This window comes from Actinokineospora lacus (genome assembly GCF_053813445.1).
Window position 1 is genome coordinate 131509 of sequence record NZ_JBQERA010000010.1, and the last position, 23846, is coordinate 155354.

General features: G+C 75.5%; 8 protein-coding genes and 1 riboswitch. All 8 genes read left to right on the plus strand.

From position 1 onward, the window contains the following. Positions 1-13 precede the first annotated feature (13 nt). The 8 genes from ACTG9Q_RS24060 to ACTG9Q_RS24095 all read left to right on the plus strand — a co-directional run bounded on the left by ACTG9Q_RS24060 (position 14) and on the right by ACTG9Q_RS24095 (position 23842). Positions 14-499, plus strand: coding sequence for a RipA family octameric membrane protein (locus ACTG9Q_RS24060; protein ID WP_455575146.1), 486 nt, complete (start codon positions 14-16; stop codon positions 497-499). 1 nt (position 500) lies between these two features. Next, positions 501-634, plus strand: a riboswitch (cobalamin riboswitch). 73 nt (positions 635-707) lie between these two features. Next, on the plus strand, positions 708-1958 hold the full coding sequence (locus ACTG9Q_RS24065; RefSeq protein ID WP_455575147.1) for an LPXTG cell wall anchor domain-containing protein: 1251 nt from the start codon (positions 708-710) through the stop codon (positions 1956-1958). Positions 1959-1984: 26 nt separating this feature from the next. Next, positions 1985-2842 (plus strand): hypothetical protein, encoded by an 858-nt coding sequence (locus ACTG9Q_RS24070; protein WP_455575148.1) that lies wholly within the window; start codon positions 1985-1987, stop codon positions 2840-2842. Further along, the gene (locus tag ACTG9Q_RS24075) at positions 2839-3897 is read left to right on the plus strand and encodes a CbiQ family ECF transporter T component (RefSeq protein WP_455575149.1); all 1059 of its coding nucleotides are present in this window, start codon (positions 2839-2841) and stop codon (positions 3895-3897) included. The genes ACTG9Q_RS24070 and ACTG9Q_RS24075 overlap by 4 nt, the downstream gene beginning before the upstream one ends. Then, complete coding sequence (locus ACTG9Q_RS24080) at positions 3894-5495, plus strand: ABC transporter ATP-binding protein (protein ID WP_455575150.1); 1602 nt, start codon at positions 3894-3896, stop codon at positions 5493-5495. The genes ACTG9Q_RS24075 and ACTG9Q_RS24080 overlap by 4 nt, the downstream gene beginning before the upstream one ends. Further along, positions 5492-6256: an ECF transporter S component gene (locus ACTG9Q_RS24085; RefSeq protein ID WP_455575151.1), complete on the plus strand. Its 765-nt coding sequence runs from the start codon at positions 5492-5494 to the stop codon at positions 6254-6256. Before ACTG9Q_RS24080 ends, ACTG9Q_RS24085 begins: the two co-directional genes overlap by 4 nt. Positions 6257-6384: 128 nt before the next feature. After that, positions 6385-7419 carry an iron-siderophore ABC transporter substrate-binding protein gene (locus tag ACTG9Q_RS24090; RefSeq protein WP_455575152.1) on the plus strand — a complete coding sequence of 345 codons (1035 nt, stop codon included), beginning with the start codon at positions 6385-6387 and terminating at the stop codon, positions 7417-7419. Between the two features lie 25 nt (positions 7420-7444). Beyond that, the gene (locus ACTG9Q_RS24095) at positions 7445-23842 is read left to right on the plus strand and encodes an amino acid adenylation domain-containing protein (protein ID WP_455575153.1); all 16398 of its coding nucleotides are present in this window, start codon (positions 7445-7447) and stop codon (positions 23840-23842) included. The last annotated feature ends 4 nt before the right edge of the window (positions 23843-23846 follow it).

Here is a 23846-nt window from a genome sequence, read left to right on the forward strand (position 1 = left end):
GACGGGGTGGGGCATGGACGAGATCCGGCTGTGGAACGGCGAGGCGGAGTCGACCCCGGAGTACCGGACCCTCGTGTTGGAGCAGTACCGGATCTACGTGGAGATGGCCGACCGGATCGGCACCCGGCGCTCGATGGCCAACACCTTCTTCCTCACCCTCAACAGCTCGGTGTTCACCCTGTTCGGCGTGTTCTGGGCGGGCAAGCCCACCGACGGCGAGTGGTGGCTGGCCCTCCCGCTGCTGGCGCTGATCACCCAGTGCGCGGCCTGGTTCTACCTGGTGCGCTCCTACCGCCAGCTCAGCAAGGCCAAGTACCAGGTCGTGGGGATGCTGGAGGAGCGCCTGCCCGCCTCGCCGTACTGGAACGCCGAGTGGACGGCGTTGAAGCACGGCACGGACCGCTCGACGTACTGGCAGTTGACGCACCTGGAGCAGTGGGTCCCGCTCTCCTTCGGCGTGCTCTATGTCATGGGATTCATCGCCGCGATGTTCGCCTGAGCAAGTATCATCAGCGCTCGAGTAATCGCAAACCGCGTCCTGCGGGGGAAGTCCGGTCGAAGTCCGGCGCTGACCCGCAACGGTAGGCCACCACCGGTGGCGAGCCCGAACACCCGCCGGGCGCGGGCTGCTCCGGACACCGTCGAGGACAGCGGGTCGGAGTCCCGGGCACCGGGCTTCGTTCGCGCCTTGGGATGAGAGGCGTGAGATGAGCGGGCGTATCGCCGCTATCGCGTTGTTCCTGCTGGTGGGGGCCGCTCCGGTCGCCGTGGCCGACGACGGGCCCGCGCCCGCCGGGGCCGCCGCGGGCTGGCTGGCCCGCCAGCTCACGGGCGGCGACCACATGGAGACCGTCTTCGACGGCACCGCCTACCCCGACCACGGCCTCACCGCCGACGTCGTGCTCGCCCTCGACGCGGGCGGCGCCGCGCAGGACCACGCCGCCGCCGCGACCGAGTGGCTGGCAGGCAACGCCGCGGCCTACCTGGGCGACGGCACGACCGAGGCGTACGCGGGGGCGCACGCCAAGCTCGCCCTCGTCGCCCAGGCCCAGGGCGAGGACCCCGCCGCGTTCGCCGGGGTCGACCTGATCGCCCGGCTGACCGCGCTGCGGGCGCCGTCCGGGCGGTTCACCGACAAGTCCGCCTACGGCGACTTCAGCAACGGCATCACCCAGTCGCTGGCCGTGCTCGCCCTGCACCGGTCCGGCGGCGCGCCCGCCACCGCCGTCGACTACCTCGCGGGCAGCGCGTGCCCCGACGGCGGTTTCCCGCTGTACCTGGAGAAGGCGCCGTGCGCGTCCGATGTGGACACCACGGGGTACGCCGTGCAGGCGCTCGTCGCCGTGGGCCGGGAGCCCGCCGCGGCGCTGGACTGGCTGGCGGGCAAGCAGCAGGCCAACGGCGGCTTCCCCGGCAGCGGCCCGACGCCGGGCGTCAACGCCAACAGCACCGGCCTGGCCGCCACCGCGCTCGCCGCGGGCGGGCGCGCGGCGAGCGCGGACAAGGCCGTCGCGTACCTGCTGGGCCGCCAGGTCGGCTGCACGGGTGTCGCGGCCGACCGCGGCGCCATTGCCTACGACGCCAGCGGTTTCGCCGCCGCGACCGCCGCGCGGGCGACCTCGCAGGCCATCGCGGGCATCACCGGGGTGTCCCTCGACAAGGTCAGCGCGGACGGCGCGTCGGCCACGGCCCCGGTGCTCGCCTGCGCCGCCCCGCCGGTGACGACCACGGTGACCACCGCGCCCCCGGCGACGACCTCGACCACCGCCACGACCGCGACGACCGTGGCGCCGACGACCACCGCCGCGCCCACCACCACGACCACGGCCCCCATCGCCGACACCGACGACCTGGCGAACACCGGTGTCGAGGTGGGTCCCGCCGTGGGGGTCGGCGGGCTGCTCGTCCTCGGCGGCGCCGGTCTGCTGCTGCTCGGCCGACGCCGACGCCTCTCGTGAGCCGCCCGCTCGTGGGCCACTCTCTCGTGGGCCGGTCTTCCGCCGCGCTGGCCGTGCTGGCCGCGGCGGCGTCCACAGTGGTCTGGGCGCCTGCCGCGGCGGCTGCGGCCTGCTCGGGGACCACCGGGGTGACCGTGGTCGTCGACTTCGCCTCGCTCGGCGGGGGAGCGCAGGTGGGGTGCGCGCCGGGTGACCCGTCGAGTGGCCTGCGGGCCTTGAGCGGAGCGGGCTACGGGTACACGTTCGCGAGCAGGCAGCCGGGTCTGGTGTGCCGCGTTTCCGGCAAGCCCGCCAGCGACCCGTGCGTCAACCCGTCCCCGGCCACGGCGTACTGGTCGTACTGGTACGCCGTGCGGGGCGGGTCGTGGGTCTACAGCTCGACGGGCGCGGGCTCCCGCGACCCGGCGCCGGGCACGGTCGAGGGCTGGGCGTTCGGCGCGGGCAGGCCGCCCGCGACCCCGCCGCCCGCCGCGCCCCGGCCCCCGGCCCCCCAACCGCCGCCCCCGGCGCAGCCCGCGCCGAAACCGCCCACGCGGACCGCCGCGCCGCCTGCCCAGCCCGCCGGCACGGCGGAACCGACGCAGCGCCCCCCGGGTCAGCCGCCGATCTCCGGCCGGCCGGGCACACCGACGTCAACCGCGGTGTCCTCGACCAGCGCGACGGCGACCTCCGGAGCCCCAGCGACCGAGACAGCGACTGGGACGACCGAGACGACTGGGACGACCTCGACAGGCCCGGTGACCGCCGAGATCGAGCCCAGCGCTGGTGAAGCAGCCGGCGAAGGGAGCGGGATGGTCTCGTTCCTGGTCGGCGGCGGTGTGGTGGCGGTCCTCGCCGGGCTGGCCATCGGCGCGGCGCGCAGGCGGGCCAAGGCCGACCTGTGACCATCCACCCCGGGGCCTGGTGGCTGTGGGCGCTCGGCCTGGCCGCGGTGGCCGGGCGCACGACGAACCCGCTGCTGCTGGCGCTGGTCGCGGTGGTGGCGGCCTACGTCGTCATGCGCTGCCGGTCGAACGCGCCCTGGGCCTCGGCCTACGGGATGTTCCTCAAGCTGGGGCTGATCGTCATCGTGATCCGGGTGCTCGTCCACATCCTCGTCGGCGGCGTCACCGGGCCGACCGTGCTGTTCACCCTGCCCGAGGCGCCGCTGCCGGACTGGGCCAGCGGCATCCGGCTGGGCGGTCCGGTCAGCGCCGAGGGCGTGGCGCACGCGGTGTACCTGGGGTTGCAGTTGGCGGTGCTGCTCGGCTGCGTGGGCGCGGCCAACGCGCTGGCCAACCCGAAGCGGCTGCTCAAGACGCTGCCCGCGGCGCTCTACGAGGTGAGCGTGGCGGTGGTGGTGGCGCTGACGGTGGCCCCGCAATTGGCCGTGGCCGCGCGCGACGTCCGGCGGGCGCGGGCGCTGCGCGGCGACCCGGTGCGCGGGCGGCGGGCCATCCGGACGCTGCTGGTGCCGGTGCTGGAGGACGCCCTGGACCGCTCGCTCACCCTGGCCGCGTCGATGGACGCGCGCGGCTACGGGCGCACCGCCGGGCAGCCGCGGCGCACCCGGCTGCTCACCTCCGCGCTGGTGGTCGGCGGGCTGCTGGGCCTGTGCGTCGGGGCGTACGGCCTGCTCGACGCCAGCGCCCCGGGGTTCGTCGGGCTGCCGATGCTGCTGGTGGGCGTCGGGCTCGCGGTCGCGGGGCTGCGCGTCGGCGCGCGCCGGGTGCTGCGGACCCGCTACCGACCCGACCGCTGGACCGCGCCCGGCGTGCTGATCGCCGCGTCCGGGCTGGCCGCCACCGCCGCGACGGTGGCGGCGGAGATGCTGGGGGTGAACCTCGTGCCCGCGACGGTGCCGTTGGAGTTGCCGCAACTGCCAGTGCTGCCCGCCATCGGGGTGCTGGTCGGGCTGGCGCCGGTCGCCCTGTTCCGGCGCGCGGAGGTGCCCGCGTGATCCGGTTCGAGGACGTCTCCATCGCCTACGCCGACGCCACCGTCCTGTCCGGTGTGGACTTCGAGGTGCCCGAGGGCGAGCTGTGCCTGGTCGTCGGCGGGACCGGCGCGGGCAAGTCCACGCTGCTGCGCGCGGTCAACGGCCTGGTCCCGCACTTCACCGGCGGCACGCTGACCGGGCGGGTGCTGGTCGACGGGCGCAGCACGCGCGATCACCCGCCCCGCGAGCTGGCCGACGTGGTCGGGCTGGTGGGCCAGGACCCGTCGGCCGGGTTCGTCACCGACACCGTCGAGGAGGAGCTGGCCTACTCGATGGAGTCGCTGGCCGTGCCCGACGCCGTGATGCGCAAGCGCGTCGAGGAGACCCTGGACCTGCTGGGGCTGGCCGACCTGCGCTCCCGGACGCTGTCGACCCTGTCCGGCGGCCAGCAGCAGCGGGTGGCCATCGGCGCCGCGCTGACGGCGCACCCGCGCGTGCTCGTGCTGGACGAGCCCACCTCGGCCCTGGACCCCGGCGCGGCGGAGGACGTGCTCGCCGCCCTGCACCGGCTGGTGCACGACCTGGGGATGACCGTGCTCATCGCCGAGCACCGCCTGGAGCGGGTGGCCCAGTACGCCGACCGGGTCCTCTGGCTGCCCGGCGGCGGCGCGCCCCCGGTCATCGGCGACCCGGGGCCGGTGCTGGCCGGGGCCTCGGTCGCGCCGCCGGTGGTGCGGCTGGGCCAGCTGGCGGGCTGGGCCCCGCCGCCGGTGTCCATTCGGGACGCCCGCCGTAAGGCGGGCCCCCTGCGCGAGCGGCTGACCGAGCACCTTCCGCCCGTCGGCGCGGCCCCGGCGGGTCCGCTCATGGTGGCCGCCACGGACGTCAGCGTCTCCTACGGCGCGTTCACGGCGGTGCGCGGCGCCGGGCTGAGCGTGCGGGCGGGGGAGCGGGTGGCGCTGATGGGCCGCAACGGCTCGGGCAAGTCCAGCCTGCTGTGGGCGCTGCAGGGGACGGGGAAGCGCTCCGGCGGCACCGTCGAGGTGGCGGGCGTCGACCCGGCGACGCTCAAGCCCGCCCGCCGCCGCGCCCGGGTCGGCCTGGTGCCCCAGCGGCCCGCCGACCTGCTGTACCTGCCCACCGTCGCCGCCGAGTGCGCCCAGGCCGACCGGGAGTCCGCGCGCCCCGCGGGCACGTGCCGGGCCATCCTGGACGACCTGACGCCGGGCGTCCCCGACGACGCGCACCCGCGCGACCTCTCCGAGGGCCAGCGCCTGGCCCTCGTGCTCGCCATCGCCCTGGCCCCGGCGCCCGACGTCCTGCTGCTCGACGAGCCCACCCGCGGCCTGGACTACCCGTCCAAGACCCGCCTGGCCGCTGCCCTGCGCGCCCTGGCCGACTCCGGCCACGCGGTCGTGCTGGCGACCCACGACGTCGAGTTCGTCGCCGAGACCGCCACCCGGGTGGTGGTCATGGCCGAGGGCGAGGTGGTGGCCGACGGCCCGGCCGCCGAGGTGGTCACCGCCTCGCCGGTGTTCGCCCCGCAGGTGGCCAAGGTGCTCGCGCCGCAGCCGTGGCTGACCGTCGCCGACGTCCGCGCCGCCCTGGAGCCGGTGTGAACCCCGTGCGGATCGGGCCGCGCGGCGCGGTCGCCGTCGTGCTGTCGGGGGTGCTCGGCGTCGCGGCGTTCGCCTGGCCGCTGCTGATCGACCCCGGCTCGGGCCTGGCCCACGGCGGCGACGCGCCGCTGACCTTCGCGCTGCTGCTGCCGCTGGCGCTGGGCGTGGTGCTGGCCGAGGTCAGCGAGGGCGGGATGGACGCCAAGGCGGTGGCCATGCTCGGCGTGCTCAGCGCGCTGGGCGCCGCGGTGCGGACGGTGGGCGCGGGCACGGCCGGGGTGGAGACGGTGTTCTTCCTGATCGTGCTGGCCGGGCGGGTGTTCGGCCCGGGGTTCGGCTGGGTGCTGGGCAACACCACGCTGTTCGCCTCCGCGCTGCTGACCAGCGGGGTGGGGCCGTGGCTGCCGTACCAGATGCTGGGCGCGGCGTGGGTGGGCATGGCCGCCGGGCTGCTGCCGCGGGCGCGCGGCTGGGTGGAGCTGGTCCTGCTGGCGGTGTACGGGTTGGTCGCGTCCCTGGTCTACGGGATGCTGCTGAACCTCTCGTTCTGGCCGTTCGCCGTCGGCGCGGGGACCGCGGTGTCCTTCGTCCCCGGCGATCCGGTCGCCGACAACCTCGCCCGCCTGGTCACCTTCAGCCTCGCCACCTCCCTCGGCTGGGACATCGGCCGCGCGCTCACCACCGTCGTGTTGGTCCTGGCCACCGGCACGGTCCTGCTGCGCGTCTTCCGCCGGGCGGCCCGGCGTGCCACCTGGATCTGAGGGGTCTGGTGTGGCGTAGCCCGCTGTGACGGCTCTTTGGGACATCACCCGATTAGGTTATGTTAGGCACGCCTTACTAAGGCTTGCTTAACCGAGGCGTCGGGGCGTCGTTGTCCGAAGGGAAGTCCATGTCCAGCATGTCCACCATCCGGGGGGCGAGGCGGTCGCGCCTGGTCGCCGCCGTTGCCGCCGCGGGTCTGGCGCTCGCCGGATGTGGCGGTGGCGCCGCCGAGCCGCCCGCGGGCTCCAGCGCCGCCCAGCCGCCCGCCGCGGGCAGCGCGCTGCCGGTGACCGTCGAGCACAAGTACGGCAGCACGACGGTGACGAAGGCCGACAAGATCGTCACCCTCGGCCTGTCCGACCACGAGATCGTGCTGGCGCTGGGCGTGAAGCCGGTCGGCGCGGTGGACTGGTTCGGCGAGCGGCCCTTCGGCGTCTTCCCCTGGCAGAAGGAGAAGTGGGGCGAGACCGAGCCCGCCATCGTCGGCGTGCGCGACGAGTACGATGTCGAGAAGATCATCGAGCTGCAGCCCGACCTGATCGTCGCCCAGTACAGCGGCATGAACAAGGAGCAGTACGACACCCTGTCGAAGCTGTTCCCGGTGGTGGCCCAGCCCAAGGAGTTCGCCGACTACGCCGCCCCGTGGCAGACCATGACCCGCGCGGTGGGCACCGCGATGGGCAAGGCCGACGAGGCCGAGGCGCTGATCAAGGGCATCGACGACAAGTTCGCCGCGGTGCGCGCCGAGCACCCGGAGTTCGCCGACAAGACCGTCGTGGTCGCCGACGCCTTCCAGCCCGGCACCTACTCCGCCTTCGCCGCGCACGACCCGAAGGTCGTGTTCATGAACGAGATCGGCTTCGCGTCCCCGCAGGCGGTCAAGGACGCCCCCAAGGAGAAGAACGTCATCGACGTCGCCTCCGAGGGCCTGGACCCCCTCTTCGAGGCCGACCGGCTGATCTGGCTGACGTCGGACCCCGAGGCGGAGAAGCGGATCAAGGCCGACCCGCTCTACGGCAAGCTCAAGGTCGCCGCCGAGGGCCGCGACCTGTTCGTGCCGTACTCGGAGCCGCCGGTCGGCGCCGCGGTGTCGTTCAACACCGTGCTGAGCATCCCGTACGCCATCGACAACATGGTCCCGCTGCTCGCGGGCAGGTCCTGACCAAATCAGTCTGAAAGGGACAGTGGTGTCGATCTCCGCGGCCGGTTTCCCGTTCACCGGCGCCCAGCTGGGTGTCTGGCAAGCACAGCGCATCGACCCGGACAGCGCGGTGTTCCGCGTGTCCGTGGTGGCGGAGATCAGCGCCACGTCCACCCCGGTCGACGTCGACCGCCTGGCCGCCGCGGTGCGCCGGGCGGTCGACGAGACCGAGTGCCTGCACGTGCGTTTCGCCGAGGTCGACGGGCAGCCGCGGCAGTTCCCGGCCGACACAGGGGGCTGGCCGCTGCCGGTGGTCGACCTGCGCGGCGAGGCGGACCCGGAGGCCGCTGCCCGGCGGTGGCTGGCCGAGGACCGCGCCCGCCCGATGGACCTGGGCGCCGCGCCGCTGTTCCGCCACGCCCTGCTGCGCCTGGGCGACGATCGGGTGTGGTGGGGCATCGGCGGGCACCACCTGCTCTACGACGCCACCGCCACCGTCTTCATCGTCACCCGCGCCGGGGCGCACTACTCGGGCAGGCCGGTGCCGCCCGCGCCGTCGTTCACCGCGCTGCTGGAGTCCGAACAGGACTACCTGGCGAGCCCGGGGTTCGCCGCCGACGCCGAGTTCTGGGCCGAGCAGCTGGCGGGCGTGGGGGAGCCCGCCCGGCTGCTGGAGCGGGCGCCGACGCCCGCCGACAGCGCGCACCGCGAGACCCTGTGGCTCGACGTCGAGCGGTCCGAGGCGCTGCGCGCGGTCGCCGCCGCGGGCGGGGTCCGGCTCTCGCGGCTGCTGATCGCCGCCGTCGCCGCCTATGTCCACCGCGCCACCGGGAGCCAGGACGTCCTGCTCGGCTTCCCCGTCGCGGGCCGCACCGACCCGCTCGCCCGGGTGACGCCCGCGATGCTGGCCAACATCGTGCCGCTGCGGCTGCCGGTCACCCCCGGCGACACCGTCGCCGACCTGCTCGACCGCACCGCGGCGCGGGTCAAGGCCATCCTGGGCCACGCCCGCTTCCGCGGCGAGGAGGTCGCCCGCCGGGTCGACCCCGCCGCGGGCCTGCACGGCATCGTCGGGCCGTCGGTCAACGTGATCCCCCACCACCCGCCGCTGGAGTTCGGCGACCACCGGGTCGAGGTGATCCCGTTCTGGTACGGCCCGGTCAGCGACCTGAGCGTGGCGGTGTACGACTCGGCCGAGGGCCAGCCCACCCGCATCGACCTCGACGCCGACCCCGGCGTGTGCACGCCCACGGAGTTGGCCGCCCACGCCGCCCGCCTGGCCGCGGTGCTCGCCGCCCTCACCGACCCCGCGCGGACCTTGGCAAGCATCGATCTCGCCGCGCCCGAGGAGCGCGCGCAGGTGCTGGCCTTCGGCGCCGACGAGTGCGACTCGCCCGAGGTGACCTGGCCCGAGGCGTTCGAGCGGCAGGTCGCCGCGCGGCCCGACGCGGTCGCCGTGGTGTGCGAGGACACCGTGCTCACCTACGCCGAGTGCGACGCGCGGGCCAACCGCCTCGCCCGCCTGCTGGCCGCGCGCGGGGTGCGGCCGGAGGACGTCGTCGCGGTCGCCGTGCCGCGCTCGGCCGACCTGGTCGTGGCGCTGCTGGGCGTGCTCAAGGCCGGGGCGGCGTACCTGCCGCTGGACCTCGACCACCCGGCCGAGCGCCTGGCGTACATGGTCTCCGACTCCGGCGCGGTCGCCGTGCTCACCGGCGGCGGCGAGCTGCCCGACCTGGGCGTGCCCGTGGTGGACCTCGCCGACCTGGCCGGGCACGACCCGGCGCCGCTGGAGGTGGCGCTGTCCCTGGACTCCGCGGCTTACGTCATCTACACCTCCGGCTCGACCGGGCGGCCCAAGGGCGTGGTGGTCACCCACGACGGCGTCGGCAGCCTGATCACGACCGCTGTGGAGCGGCTGGGCGTGGACCGGGACAGCCGGGTCGCGCAGTTCGCCTCCGTCGGGTTCGACGTGGCCGTTTGGGACCTGGTCATGGCGCTGGGCACCGGCGCGCGGGTGATCGTGGTGCCCGCCGAGCGCCGCGTCGCCGGACCGGAGCTGACCGGCTACCTCACCGAGCACGGCGCCACCCACATGATCCTGCCGCCGTCGCTGGTCGCGGCGCTGCCGCCGGGGTGCGAGCTGCCCGAGGGCGGGGTGCTGGTGGTGGGCACCGAGATGGTGCCGAACGAGCTGGTGGCGCGCTGGTCGGGCCGGATGCGCGTGGTCGTCGCCTACGGGCTGACCGAGGCGACGGTCAACTCCACGCTGTGGCTGGCGCGCGCGGACTGGGAGGGCACGGTCCCGATCGGCGTGCCCGACCCGAACACCCGCTGCTACGTCCTGGACTCCGCGCTGCGCCCGGTCCCGGTGGGCGCGGTGGGGGAGCTGTACGTGGGCGGGCGCGGCCTGGCCCGCGGCTACCGCGGCAGGCCAGACCTGACCGCGGGGCGGTTCGTGGCCGACCCGTTCGGGCAGCCGGGCGCGCGGATGTACCGCACGGGGGACCGGGCGCGCTGGCGCGCCGACGGCAACATCGACTTCCTGGGCCGCTCCGACGGCCAGCTCAAGATCCGCGGCCACCGCGTCGAGCCGGGCGAGGTGGAGAACGCGCTGATGACGCACCCCGCGGTCGCCGCCGCGGCGATCGCGGTGCGTAAGGACCACCGGGGGACCGCCCGGCTGGTCGGCTACATCGTCGGCTCCGGGGACGTCACCCCCGCCGAGGTGCGCGCCCACGTCGGGGCGCTGCTGCCGGAGGCGATGGTGCCCACGGCCGTCGTGGTGCTCGACCGGCTCCCGCTGACCCCCAACGGCAAGACCGACACCGCCGCGCTGCCCGACCCGGACTGGACGGCCACCACCTCCGACGTCGCGCCGAGCACGCCCGCCGAGTCGGCGCTGGCCGGGTGCTTCGCCGCGGTGCTGGGGCTGGACGCCGTCGGCGCGCACGACGGGTTCTTCGACCTCGGCGGCGACAGCATCGTCGCGATGCAGCTGGTCAGCCGGGCCCGCGCGGCCGGGCTGGTGATCACCCCGCGGCAGGTGTTCCAGCACCGGACCGTCGCCGCGCTGGCCGCCGTGGCCACCCCGGTCGCCGCGGTCGAGGCCGAGTCCGGCGTGGGCACAATCCCGGTGACCCCGATCGTCGGGTGGCTGCGGGACCTGGGCGCGGCGTCGGTGGACCGGTTCCACCAGTCGGTCCGGGTGCGGGTGCCCGCCGCGCTGGACCTGGCCGGGCTCACCGCGGTGGTGCAGGCCGTCCTGGACCGCCACGACGCCCTGCGCGCTCGCCTGACCCCGGACTGGGAGCTGCGCGTCGCCCCGGTGGGCGCGGTCCGCGCCGCCGAGGTGATCGAGGTGTCCGACCCAGAATCCGACCCAGAATCCGACATCGAACCCGATGCCGTGGCCGCGCTCGACCCGGCGGCGGGGGTGATGCTGCGCGCGGTGTGGTCGCCCGCCCGGGGCACGCTGCTGCTCGCCGTGCACCACCTCGTCGTGGACGGCGTGTCCTGGCGGATTCTGCTGGAAGACCTGGCGACCGCGTGGTCCGCGGTGGCCGAGGGCCGCTCCCCGGAGCTGCCGCCGGTCGGCACGTCACTGCTGGGCTGGGCGAAGGCTCTCAACTCCGCGTCCTACGAAGGTGAACTGCCGTACTGGCGCTCTGTTGTGGACAGTCCTGACGCGACGATCGGCGCACGTGCGCTCGACCCCGCCGTCGACCTCGCCGTGACCGCGCGCAGCCGGGACATCGTCTTGGACGCCGTCACCACCCTGCCGCTGCTGACCACGCTGCCCGCCGCGTACCACCTGGGCGCTCACGAGGTGCTGCTGACCGCGTTCGCCGTCGCCGTGGCGCGGTGGCGGCGCGGGCGCGGCTCCCGGGTGCTGGTCGACGTGGAGGGCCACGGCCGCGAGCCCATCGCCGGGATCGGCGAGCTGGACACCACCCGCACCGTCGGCTGGTTCACCAGCGTGCACCCGGTCGCCCTCGACGCGGGCGCGGTCGACTGGACCGAGTTCGCCCAGGGCGGCCCGGTCGTGGGCCGCGCGCTGGCACGGGTCAAGGAGCAGGTGCGCGCGGTGCCCGGCCACGGCATCGGCCACGGCGTGCTGCGCCACCTCGACGGGCACGCCGAGCTGAACCACACCCCGCACTACCTGGTCAACTACCTGGGCCGCTTCCCCAGCCCCAGCGGCGACAACCCCAGCGGCGACTGGACCCCTGACGGCGCGCTGGGCGCCGGTCCCGACCCGGCCATGCCGCTGGGCCACGCCGTCGAGCTCAACGCCGTCGTCGCCGACGACCGCCTCACCGCGGCCCTGTCCTGGGCGGGCGGGGTGCTCACCGATGCCGACGCCACCGACCTGGCCGAGCACTGGCTGAGCGCCCTGCGCGGGCTGGCCGCGCACGCCGCCCGCCCCGGCATCGGCGGGCACACCCCGTCGGACTTCCCGCTCGCCGCCCTCGACCAGTCCACAGTGGACGAGATCGCCGCGGCCGTCCCCGGCCTGGTCGACGTCCTGCCGGTCACCGCCGCCCAGCGCGGCATCTACTTCCACTCGGTCACCACCGCGCAGGACCTCTACACCGTCCAGCAGGTCATCGAGCTGACCGCGCCCGCCGACCCGGCGCGCCTGGCCGAGGCCGTCACCGCGCTGGTCGCCCGGCACGCCGCCCTGCGCACCGGGTTCGTCCGCACCGAGGACGGCCGCGTCCGGCAGGTCGTCGTCTCGCCGACCGACATCGCGGTCACCGCCCTCGACGGCGACGCCACCGCCATCGCCGCCCGGGAGCGCGCCGCCGGGTTCGACCTGGCCACCCCGCCCCTGCTGCGCTGCGCGCTGGTCGGCGGCACCCGGGTCGTGCTGACCCTGCACCACCTCGTCGCCGACGGGTGGTCGGTGCCGCTGATGCTGCGCGACCTGCTGGCCCTGCTGCACGGGCGCCCCCTCGCCCCCGCCGCGCCGTACCGCGACCACATCGCCTGGCTCGCCGGGCAGGACCAGGAGAGCACCCGGGCCGCGTGGCGCGCCGCGCTCGACGGGGTCACCGAGCCCACCCGGCTCACCGCGCCGGGCGAGGCGTCCGGGCAGACCCGGCTCATCGACGTGCCGCTGTCGGCGGCGCACTCCGTCCTGGCCCGCGCGCGCGAGCGGGGGCTGACCGCGAGCACCGTCGTGCACGGGGCGTGGGGGCTGCTGCTGGCGGCCGAGACCGGCCGCGACGACGTCGTCCTCGGCAGCACCGTCTCCGGGCGCAACACCCCGGTCCCCGGGGTGCAGGACATGGTCGGGCTGTTCATCAACACCGTCCCGGTCCGCCTGCGGGCCACCGCCGCCGAGCCGGTCGCCGAGGTGCTGGCCCGGCTGCAGGACGCCCAGGTCGCGCTCCTCGACCACCAGCACCACGGCCTGGCCGACATCCAGCGCGAGGCGGGCGTCGGCGAGCTGTTCGACACCCTCGTCGTGGTCGAGAACTACCCGCTGGACCCCGCCGAGCTGCGCGCGGCCGGGATCGCCGACGTCCAGGTGCACGACGCCACGCACTACCCGGTGTCGCTGATGGCCGTCCCGCACCCCGGGCGCGGCCTGGCCCTGTCGCTCGAACACGACCCCGCCCGGGTCACCGCCGAGGCCGCCGACGCCCTCGCCCAGCGCCTGGGCCTGCTGCTCGACGCCTTCGCCGCCGACCCCGACACCCGGGTCGCCGCCGTCCCGCGCACCGCCGACCCGGCCACCGGCCGCCTCGACGGCGACACCGTCGCCCTGCCGGAAGCGTCCCTGGTGGACCTGTTCGAGCAGGCAGCCGCGCGCACGCCGGACGCCACCGCGGTCACCGCCGAGGACGGCGGCCTCACCTACGCCGAACTCGACCAGCGCGCCGAGGGCATCGCCCGCGCGCTGCGCGACCGGGGAGTCGTCCCCGGCGACGTGGTCGCCGTGGCCGCGCCGCGCTCGCCGGGCTGGGTCGCCGCCCTCGTGGGCGTGCTCAAGGCGGGTGCGGCGTACCTGCCGGTCGACCCCGACCTGCCCGCCGCGCGCCGCGACTTCCTGCTCGCCGACTCCCGGGCCAGGCTCGTCATCGCCGACGAGGACGTGCCCCGCGACATCGAGCGCGTCGGCTTGGGCGCCGACGGCACGGGCACCGGCCCCAAGCCCGGCCCGGACCACGGCGCGTACGTCATCTACACCTCCGGCTCCACCGGCACCCCCAAGGGCGTGGAGGTCACCCACCGGGCCGTGGTCAACCAGCTCGCCTGGATGGAGGGCGTGTTCGGCCTCGGCGCGGGCGACCGCGTGCTGCAGAAGGCCCCCGGCGGCTTCGACGTCGCCGTCTGGGAGCTGTTCTGGCCTCTGGTGCGGGGCGCGACCGTCGTGCTGGCCCGCCCCGGCGGGCACCGCGACCCGGCCTACCTCGCCGGGCTGATCCGCCGGGAGCGGATCGCCGCGGCGGAGTTCGTCCCGTCGATGCTGGGCGCCTTCCTCGACGTCAGCCCGGGTCCGCTGCCCGCGCTGCGGCTGGTGTTCAGCGGCGGCGAGGCGCTCTCCGGCGAGCTGGCCCGGCGCTGGGTGGAGACCACCGGTATCCCCCTGCACAACCTGTACGGGCCGACCGAGACCACCATCGGCGTCACCGGCCACACCTACGCCGACGACGAGCCCCAGGTCCCCATCGGCCACCCGGTGTGGAACACGACACTGCACGTCCTCGACCGCCACCTGCGCCCGGTCCCCGCCGACACCCCGGGCGAGCTGTACGTCGCGGGCGTGCAGCTCGCCCGCGGCTACCTCGGCCGCCCCGGCCTGACCGCCCAGCGGTTCGTGGCCAACCCCTTCGCCGCCGACGGCTCGCGCCTCTACCGCACCGGTGACGTCGTCATCCGCGGCGCGAACGGCGCGCTGACCTATCTGGGCCGCACCGACGACCAGGTCAAGATCCGCGGCAACCGGGTGGAGCTGGGCGAGGTGGAGGCCCGCGTGGCCGCGCTGCCCGGCGTCGCCCGCGCCGCCGCCGCCGTGCGCGGCGGGCGGCTCGTCGCCTGGGTCGTGCCCGAGCCAGGCCACACCCTCGACGCGCGCGGCCTGGCTGCCACCGCGGCCGAGACGCTGCCCTCGGCGCTGGTCCCGGCCGCCGTCACGGTGGTCGCGGACTTCCCGGTCACCACCGCGGGCAAGCTCGACCGCGCCGCCCTACCCGACCCGGCCGCCCACGCCGAAGCGCCGGTCGAGCGCGCGGACGGCCCGGCGGGGGTCCTGTGCGAGGTGTTCGCAGGCGTGCTCGGCGTGCCCTCGGTCGGCCCCGACGACGACTTCTTCGTCCTCGGCGGCGACAGCATCCTGTCGATCACCGTGTCCACCCAGGCCCGCCGCCGCGGCCTCGACGTCAGCCCGACCGACGTCTTCACCCACCGCACCCCTGCCGCCCTGGCCGCCTGGGTGCCCGCCGAACCGGCCGCCGCCCCGGTCGCCGACTCCGACGGGATCGGCGACGTCCCGCCGCTGCCGATCGTGCACCAGCTGCGCGAAGACGGCGGCGGCATCGACCGCTTCGCCCTGCCGGTCCTGGTCCGCACCCCCGCCGGAGCCACCCTGCCCGCGCTCACCACGGCGCTCGCCGCGCTGCTCGACACCCACGACGCCCTGCGCCTGCGGCTGACCCGGATCGCCTCGGTGCTCTGGACGCAGGAGACCACCCCGCCGGGCAGCGTGGAGGCCGCCGACCTGATCGTGCGCGTCCCCGCCGCCGGACTGGACGACGACGCCCTGCGCGCGGCCATCGCCACCGAGGCCGACGCCGCCGCGGACCGGCTCGCCCCGGACGCCGGGGTCGTGCTCCAGGCGGTGTGGTTCGACCGCGGCGCCGAGCCCGGCAGGCTCGCCATCATCGCCCACCACCTGGTGGTCGACGGCGTCTCCTGGCGCATCCTGCTCGGCGACCTCGCCCGCGCCTGGGCGGGCCTGCCCCTGGAGCCGGTGCCCACCTCGCTGCGCCGCTTCGCCCGCCTCGCCCACGAGCAGGCCGCAGCCCCGGCACGCCTCGGCGAACTCCAGCACTGGGCCGCCACCCTCGCCCCCGGCGCCGACCTGCTCGACGCCTCCCGGACGACCCCCGACACAGCACCGGCCCTCCTTGGTTCCGGCGCGGGCCTGTCCGGGACGACGGTTGCCGACGCCGCCGTCCACCGGGTCACCCTGTCCATCGCGCAGACCCGACCGCTGCTCACCGCCGTTCCCGCCGCGTCGGGAGCCGACGTCACCGAGGTGCTGCTGGCCGCGCTGCGCACCGCCGTGCACCGCTGGCAGTCCGCCCCCACGCCCGAGCTGCTGGTCGACCTGGAGCGCCACGGCCGGGAACCGCTCGACGGGGTCGACCTCTCCCGCACCGTGGGCTGGTTCACCAGCGTGCAGCCGGTGCGCCTGCCGGTCGCCGAGACCGCGGCGCGGACCCTGGCCGCCGTCCGCGACCGGGTCCGCCAGGCCCCCGACCGCGGCCTCGGCCACGGCCTGCTGCGCCACCTCAACGCCCAGGCCGCCCCGGTGCTGGCCCGCATGGCCCGCGCCCAGGTGCTGTTCAACTACTACGGCCGCTTCGCCGCGGGCCACGACGCGGACTTCAGCCCCGCGCCCGAGCCGCTGACCGTGCTCCCCGACGCCGACCTGGCCCTGCCCTACGCCCTGCAGATCGACGCCGTCTGCGACGACACCCCCGACGGCCCCGCCCTGAGCGCGACCTTCACCCACGGACCTACCCTGAGCGCCGCGGACGTCCAGGCACTCGCCGACGCCTGGACCCACGCGCTGGGTGAGCTGGCCGCACAGGTCACGCCCGCCCGGTACCCGGGGCTGCGACTGCTGGACCTGACCGACGCCGAGGTCGACCGGATCGAGTCCCGGGGTCCCGTCGAGGACATCTGGCCGCTGTCGCCGCTGCAGGAGGGCCTGTACTTCCACGCGGGCTACGACCAGGGCGACATCGACGTCTACACCGCCCAGGACTCCTACGACTTCACCGGCGGCATCGACACCGACCGGCTGCGCGCCGCCTTGCGCGCCCTGGCCCGCAGGCACCCCAGCGTCCGCGTCGGGTTCACCAGCGACGGGCTGTCGCGCCCGGTGCAGTTCGTCGCCGCCGACCCGCCGATCCCGGTCACCGAGGTCGACCTCACCGACCTGACCGCCGAGGCCCGCGCCGCCCGGGTCGACGAGCTGCTGGCCGCCGACCGCAACACCCGCTTCGACCTCGACACCCCGCCGCTGCTGCGGGTGCTCGTCCTGCGCCTCGGCGAGTGCGACCGCCTCGTCGTCAGCCACCACCTGCTGCTGTGGGACGGCTGGTCGGCGGGCATCTTCACCAGCCAGCTCCTGGCCCTCTACCGCGACCCCGACGCGACCCTGCCGCCCGCGGGCACCTACCGCGACTACCTCGCCTGGCTGTCCGAACAGGACGCGAGCGCCGCGCGAACGGCTTGGCGCACCGCGCTTTCCGGGCTGGAGGAGCCGACGCTGGTGGCGGCGTCGGCGGGTTCGCATCCCGCCATCCCGCGCCAGTGCCGCGCCGAGTTGTCCGAAGTGGACACCCAACGGCTCCGCGACGCCGCCCGCGCCGCCGGGGTCACGCTCAACACCGTGCTCAGCGCCGCGTGGGCGCTGGTGCTCACCGCGGCCACCGGCCGCGACGACGTCGTCTTCGGCACCACCGTGGCCGGGCGGCCCGCGGGCATCGACGCCGTCGAGTCCGTCATCGGCATGTTCCTCAACACCGTGGCGCACCGGGTCGCGCTGCGCCCGGCCGAGCCGGTGGCCGCCCTGCTGCGCAGGCTGCAGGACGAGCGGACCGCCCTGATGCCCCACGACTACCTCGGCCTCGGCGAGGTCCAGCGCGAAGCGGGCCACGAGCGCCTCTTCGACACCCTCTACGTGTTGCAGAACTTCGCCGACGAGGACGGCGCCGCCGCCCTCATGGCCGAGCACGGCATCGCCGCCGGGTCCGGTGTCGACGCCACGCACTACCCGCTGACCATCGTCATCACCCCCGGCGCCCGGCTCAAGGTCAAGCTCGACCACCGCCCCGACGTGATCGACGACGAGCACGCCGGGACCATCCTCACCCGCTTCCTCACCGTCGCCCGCGGGCTCGTGGACAACCCCGACGCGCTGGTCGGCACGCTCGACCTGCTCACGGCGGGGGAGCGGGCCGAACTGGCCGCCGAGTGGGACGCCAGCGCCAACCCCGTGGTCGAGCGCACCGTCGCCGAACTGCTCGCCGAGCAGGCCGCCCGCACCCCGGACGCCACCGCGCTCGTCTTCGGCGAGCAGCGCCTGACCTACGCCGAGCTCGACGCCCGCATCAACCGGCTCACCCGGCTGCTGCTGGCCAGGGGAGCGGGGCCGGAGAAGGTCGTCGCCCTGGCGCTGCCGCGCTCGGTGGAGATGGTGGTCGCGCTGTTCGCGGTGCTGCGCGCGGGCGCGGCATACCTGCCGCTGGACCTCGACCACCCCGTCGACCGGCTCCAGCTGATGATCGACGACACCGACCCGCTGTGCGTGCTGACCACCTCGGCCGTCGCCGCGGGCCTCACCGCCGAGGCCGTGTGCCTGGACCAGACGGATGTGGCGGCCTACGACGGCGCCCCGGTCGAGGTGGCGCCCTTCAGCCTGGACCACCCCGCCTACGTCATCTACACCTCCGGCTCCACCGGCCGCCCCAAGGGCGTCGTCACCCCCTACCGCGGGCTGACGAACATGCAGCTCAACCACCAGGAGGCCATCTTCGGCCCGGCCATCGCCGCGGCCGGGGACCGCAGACTGCGCATCGCCCACACCGTCTCCTTCGCCTTCGACATGTCCTGGGAGGAACTGCTCTGGCTGGTCGAGGGCCACGAGGTGCACGTCTGCGACGAGGACCTGCGCCGCGACGCCGAGGCGCTGGTCGCCTACTGCCAGGCGCACGAGATCGACGTCGTCAACGTGACCCCCACCTACGCCGCGCTGCTCATCGAGCAGGGCCTGCTGCGCGGGCACGTGCCGCCGCTGGTGCTGCTGGGCGGGGAAGCGGTGTCGGACTCGGTGTGGACGACCCTGCGGGACACCGAGGGCACCTACGGCTACAACCTGTACGGGCCCACCGAGTACACGATCAACACCCTCGGCGCCTCCACCGAGGACAGCGCCACCCCCGCGGTCGGGCGGGCCATCTGGAACACCCGCGCCTACGTGCTCGACCCGCACCTGCGCCCGGTCCCGCCCGGCACCCCCGGCGAGCTCTACATCGCGGGCATCGGCCTGGCCCGCGGCTACCACGACCGGCCCGCCCTGACCGCCGACCGCTTCGTCGCCGACCCCTTCGGCGCGCCCGGCACCCGGATGTACCGCACCGGCGACCTGGTGCGCGCCCGCCGCGACGGCATCCTGGACTTCCTCGGCCGCACCGACGACCAGGTCAAGATCCGCGGCTACCGGGTCGAGCTGGGCGAGGTCACCTCCGCGGTCAGCGCCTTCCCCGGCGTCGCCCACGCCGCGGTGATCGCCACCGGGCAGGTCAAGCGCTTGGTGGCGTACGTGGTGTGGTCCGGGCAGGAGCGGCCCGACGAGCTGCGCGCGCACCTGAAGACCCGGCTGCCGGACTACATGGTCCCGGCCGCGGTCATGGCCGTCGAGCGCATCCCGCTGACGGTCAACGGCAAGCTCGACGTCCGCGCCCTGCCCGCCCCGCGCATCGAGGCGGGCGCCGCCCGCAGGGAACCGGCCAGTGAAGCCGAGCGGGTGCTCTGCGAGCTGTTCGCCGAGGTCCTGGGCGTGCCCGGGGTCGGGCCGCTGGACAACTTCTTCGAGCTGGGCGGGCACTCGCTGCTGGCCACCCGGGTGATCAGCCGGGCCCGCACCGCGCTGGGCGCCGAACTGGCCATCCGCGACCTGTTCGACGCGCCCACCCCGGAGGAGCTGGCCCGCCGCGCCGCGCGGACCGGTCAGACCCGCCCGGCCCCGGTCGCCGGGGCCCGGCCCGCCCGGCTGCCGCTCTCACACGCCCAGCAGCGGCTGTGGCTGCTCCAGCAGTGGGAGGGCGGCTCCCCTGCCTACAACTTCCCGCTGTCGGTGCGGCTGCGCGGCCCGCTGCACGTGCCCGCCTTCCGCGCCGCCGTCCGCGACGTCGTGGGCAGGCACGAGGCGCTGCGCACGCGCATCGGCGTGCACGAGGGGGTGCCGTACCAGCACATCGTGCCCGCGGCCGACGCCGACCCGGCCTTCGAGCTGGCCACCGTCGCCGACCTCGCCGCCTTCGTCCAGGAGCGCGTCGAGCGGCCCTTCGACCTCGCCGCCGAACTGCCGATCCGGGTCTCGGTCGGCCGCATCGGCCCCGACGACCACGTGGTCGTCGTGCTGCTGCACCACATCACCACCGACGAGTGGTCCGACCTGCCGTTCCTGCGCGACCTGGGCACCGCCTACACCGCCCGCGCCGCCGGTCGGACCCCGCAGTGGGCACCGCTGCCGCTGCAGTACGCCGACTACACCCTCTGGCAGCACCGCCTGCTCGGCGACCCCGCCGACCCGGCGAGCCTGGCCGCGCGCCAGCTCGACCACTGGCACCGCGCCCTCGACGGCGCGCCGGAGGACCTGGAGCTGCCCGCCGACCGCGCCCGCCCCGCCCGGCCGACCTTCGCCGGTGGCGAGGTCGAGTTCGCGGTGGCCGCCGACGGGCTGCGGGCGGTGGCCGCCGACACCGGGGCCAGCATGTTCATGGTCCTGCACGCCGCCGTCGCCGCCCTGCTGCACCGCCTCGGCGCGGGCACCGACATCCCGCTCGGCGCCCCGGTCGCCGGTCGCACCGACGACGCCTTCGACGACCTGGTCGGGTTCTTCGTCAACACCCTCGTGCTGCGCGCCGACGTCTCCGGCGACCCGGCGTTCACCGAGCTGGTCGGCCGGGTCCGGGAGACGGCGCTGGCCGCGCTGGACAACCAGGACGTGCCCTTCGAGGCGGTCGTGGAACGGGTCAACCCGGCCCGCTCGCCCGCCCGCAACCCGCTGTTCCAGGTGATGGTCGGCTACCACTCCCGCACCGGCGACGGCCCGCGCCTGGGCGGCCTGCGCACCGAGTGGGTCGAGCACGAGACCAAGGCGGCGAAGTTCGACCTGGTCTTCAGCTTCACCGAGCACCTGGACACCGGGCGGCTCGCCTGCCGCCTGGAGTTCGCCCGCGACCGGTTCGACCCGGCCACCGCCGCCCGCCTCGGCGAGCGGCTGCGCGGCCTGCTCGCCGCCGCGGCGGCCGATCCCGGCGGCAAGGTCAGCGCCCTCGACGTGGTGACCGACGCCGAGCGCAAGCAGGTGGTCGACCAGTTCAACGCCACCGACCGGGCCGTGCCCGCGCTGACCCTGCCGGAGCTGTTCGCCCAGTGCGTGGCGGCCGGGCCGGGCAAGACGGCCGTGGTTGACGCCGCAGGGGTCACCGACTACGCCACGCTCAACGCCGACGCCGACCGGGTGGCGGCGCTGCTGGCCGCCGCCGGGGTGGGGGAGGGCTCGGTGGTCGCGGTCGCGGTGCCGCGCTCGGCGCGGATGGTCGCCGCCGTGCTCGGCGTGCTCAAGCTGGGGGCGGCGTACCTGCCGCTGGACCTGGCGCACCCGGCCGACCGGATCGCCTACATGCTGGCCGACTCCGGCTCGGTCGCCCTGGTCGCGACCGAGGAGGAGGCCGCGCGCGTGCCCTCGGTCGAGGGCGTGCGGCGGGTGCTGGTGGACGAGCTGCCCACCGCGCCCGCACCCGGGTACCCGGCGCTGACGCTGGAGCACCCGGCGTACGTGATCTACACCTCCGGGTCGACCGGGCGGCCCAAGGGCGTGGTGGTGCCGCACGACGGCATCGCCAGCCTGGCCGCGACCGCGGTCGACCGGATGCGGCTGACCCCGGACAGCCGGGTGCTGCAGTTCGCCTCGGTCGGGTTCGACGTGGCCGTCTTCGAGCTGACCATGGCGCTCACGGTCGGCGGCGCGCTCGTCTTCTGCCCGGCCGACGCCCGGGTGGCCGGGCCCGCGCTGACCGACTTCCTGGCCGCGCAGCGGATCACCCACATGATCCTGCCGCCGTCGCTGGTGGCCGCGCTGCCGCCGGACTGCGACCTGCCCTCGGGCTCCACGATCCTCGTCGGCACCGAGACCGTGCCGCCCGCGGTGATGGAGCGCTGGGCGGGCCGGGTCAACATCCTGTGCGCGTACGGGCTGACCGAGGCCACGGTCAACTCCACCCTGTGGCAGGCCGAGCCCGGCTGGACCGGCGCCATCCCGATCGGCGTCCCCGACCCGAACACCCGCTGCTACGTGCTCGACGAGTACCTGCGGCCGGTGCCGCCGGGGGTCGTCGGCGAGCTGTACGTGGCCGGGCGCGGCCTGGCGCTGGGCTACCTCGGCAAGCCGGGGATGACGGCGGGCCGGTTCGTGCCGTGCCCGTTCGGCCCGGCGGGCGCGCGGATGTACCGCACCGGCGACCGGGCGCGGTGGCGCGCCGACGGGAACATCGACTTCCTCGGCCGGGTGGACGACCAGGTCAAGGTGCGCGGGTTCCGCATCGAGCTGGGGGAGATCGAGACGGCCCTGGCCGCCCACCCCGCCGTGCGGCAGGCGGCCGTGGTCGCCGACCGCGACGGCGACATCGTGCGGCTGATCGGCTACGTCGTCCCCAGCACCGACAGCACCGCAGGCACGGATAACACCGGCAGCACGAACAGCGCTGTCGTCACCGGCAGCACGGCAGGCATCGACAGCACCGGTGGCACGGCAGACACGAACAGCACCGACAACACGGCTGGCACGGCGGGCGCCGACAGCACGGCAGGCACCGGCGGCACGGACAGCGCAGTCGGCGCGATCGGTGCTCTCGACCCGGTGGCGCTGCGGGCCCAGGTCGCCGAGACGCTGCCGGAGTACATGGTGCCGACGGTGGTCGTGGTGCTCGACGGGCCGCTGCCGCTGACGCCGAACGGCAAGCTCGACCGGCGCCGCCTGCCCAAGCCGGACTTCGCCGCGCTGGCCGGGTCCGAGCGGCCCGCCAGCGCCGCCGAGGAAGCGCTGGCCGCGCTGTTCGCCGAGGTGCTGGGGCTGCCCAGGGTCGGGGTGCGGGACGGGTTCTTCGAGCTGGGCGGGCACTCGATGGCCGCCATGCGGCTGCTCGGGCGGGTCCGCTCGGTGCTGGGTGTGGACCTGTCGATCCGCGACGTCTTCGACGCGCCCTCGGTCGCCGCGCTGGCCGCTCGCCTCGCCGGTGCCCGGCCAGGGCGCCCGCCGCTGCTGGCCACCGGCATCACCGGGCCGCGCCCGCTCGCCCCGGTCCAGCGGCTCTACGCGAACGGTGCTCGCTATGACCACTCCCTGCTGCTGCGAGCACCCGACACCTTCGAGATCACCGCTCTGAGAGCAGCGCTCTCGGATGTGGCCTGCCGTCACGAGCCACTGCGAACAGTGCTCTCCGACGCAGGTCAGACACCCGGCGACGGGCCGGAACTGGAGATCGCGCTGGGCGCCGACGTGTCCGAGGTGGCACGGGAGCCGGTGAGCACCCCGTGGCGAGCGGTCCTGGTCGCCGAGGACGCCGTCCTGCTGCTGCTGCGGTACGCGGTGGTGGACGAGTGGTCCGTGGTGCCGCTGGCGCGCGATCTCGGCACCGCCTACGCCGCCCGCTCGGCAGGCGTCGCGCCCTACTGGTCGCCTCTGCCGGTCTCCTATGGGGACTACACCGACTGGGCCCACCGCGTTCTCGCCGAAGGACAGGCGGCCCAACTGGCGTACTGGCGCGAGGAACTGGCCGGGCTGCCGGACGCGGGACTGTCCACCGCCCGCGGCTCCGGGACCGGCGACTCGGTCGCCTTCACCCTGGACGCCGACCTGCGGACCGGCCTCGACCAGCTGGCCTCGGCCACCGGGACCAGCCTGTTCATGCTGCTGCACACCGCCTTCGTCGCCCTCGCCGCCCGGCACGGCGCCGGGACCGACCTCGGCATCACCGCCCAGGTCGCCGGGCGCGGCGACGACCAGCTGGTCGACCTCGTCGGCGCGTTCGCCAACCAGGTCGTGCTGCGGGTCGACGCCGCGGGGGAGTTCCGCGACGTCCTCGCCCGGGTCCGGGCGGCGACTCTGCGCGCCCTGGACCACCAGGACGTGCCGCTGACCGACGTGCTCGACGCCGTCGGGCTGCCCAGGCCGCGGCTGGCGGTCGTGCACCACGAGCAGGCGGCGCTCGGCGGCGTCGGGGGCCGGGTGGACGCGGTGCCGACCGGCGTCGCGCACACCGACCTGACCCTCAGCGGCTACGAGACCCCGGCGGGCCAGCCGGTGCACTGCTACCTGGAGTACGCCGACGACCTGTTCGACCGGACGACCGTGGAGGGCTGGGCGGGGGCGCTGCTGGAGATCCTGCGCGCCAATGCCGTTGCAAGGCAAGGCTAGGCTT

Excerpts from the sequence above, each read along its gene's own strand:
- ACTG9Q_RS24060 (WP_455575146.1), top strand. The coding sequence starts at position 14 with ATGGACGAGATCCGGCTGTGGAACGGCGAGGCGGAGTCGACCCCGGAG.
- ACTG9Q_RS24090 (WP_455575152.1), top strand. The coding sequence starts at position 6,385 with ATGTCCAGCATGTCCACCATCCGGGGGGCGAGGCGGTCGCGCCTGGTC.
- ACTG9Q_RS24065 (WP_455575147.1), top strand. The coding sequence starts at position 708 with ATGAGCGGGCGTATCGCCGCTATCGCGTTGTTCCTGCTGGTGGGGGCC.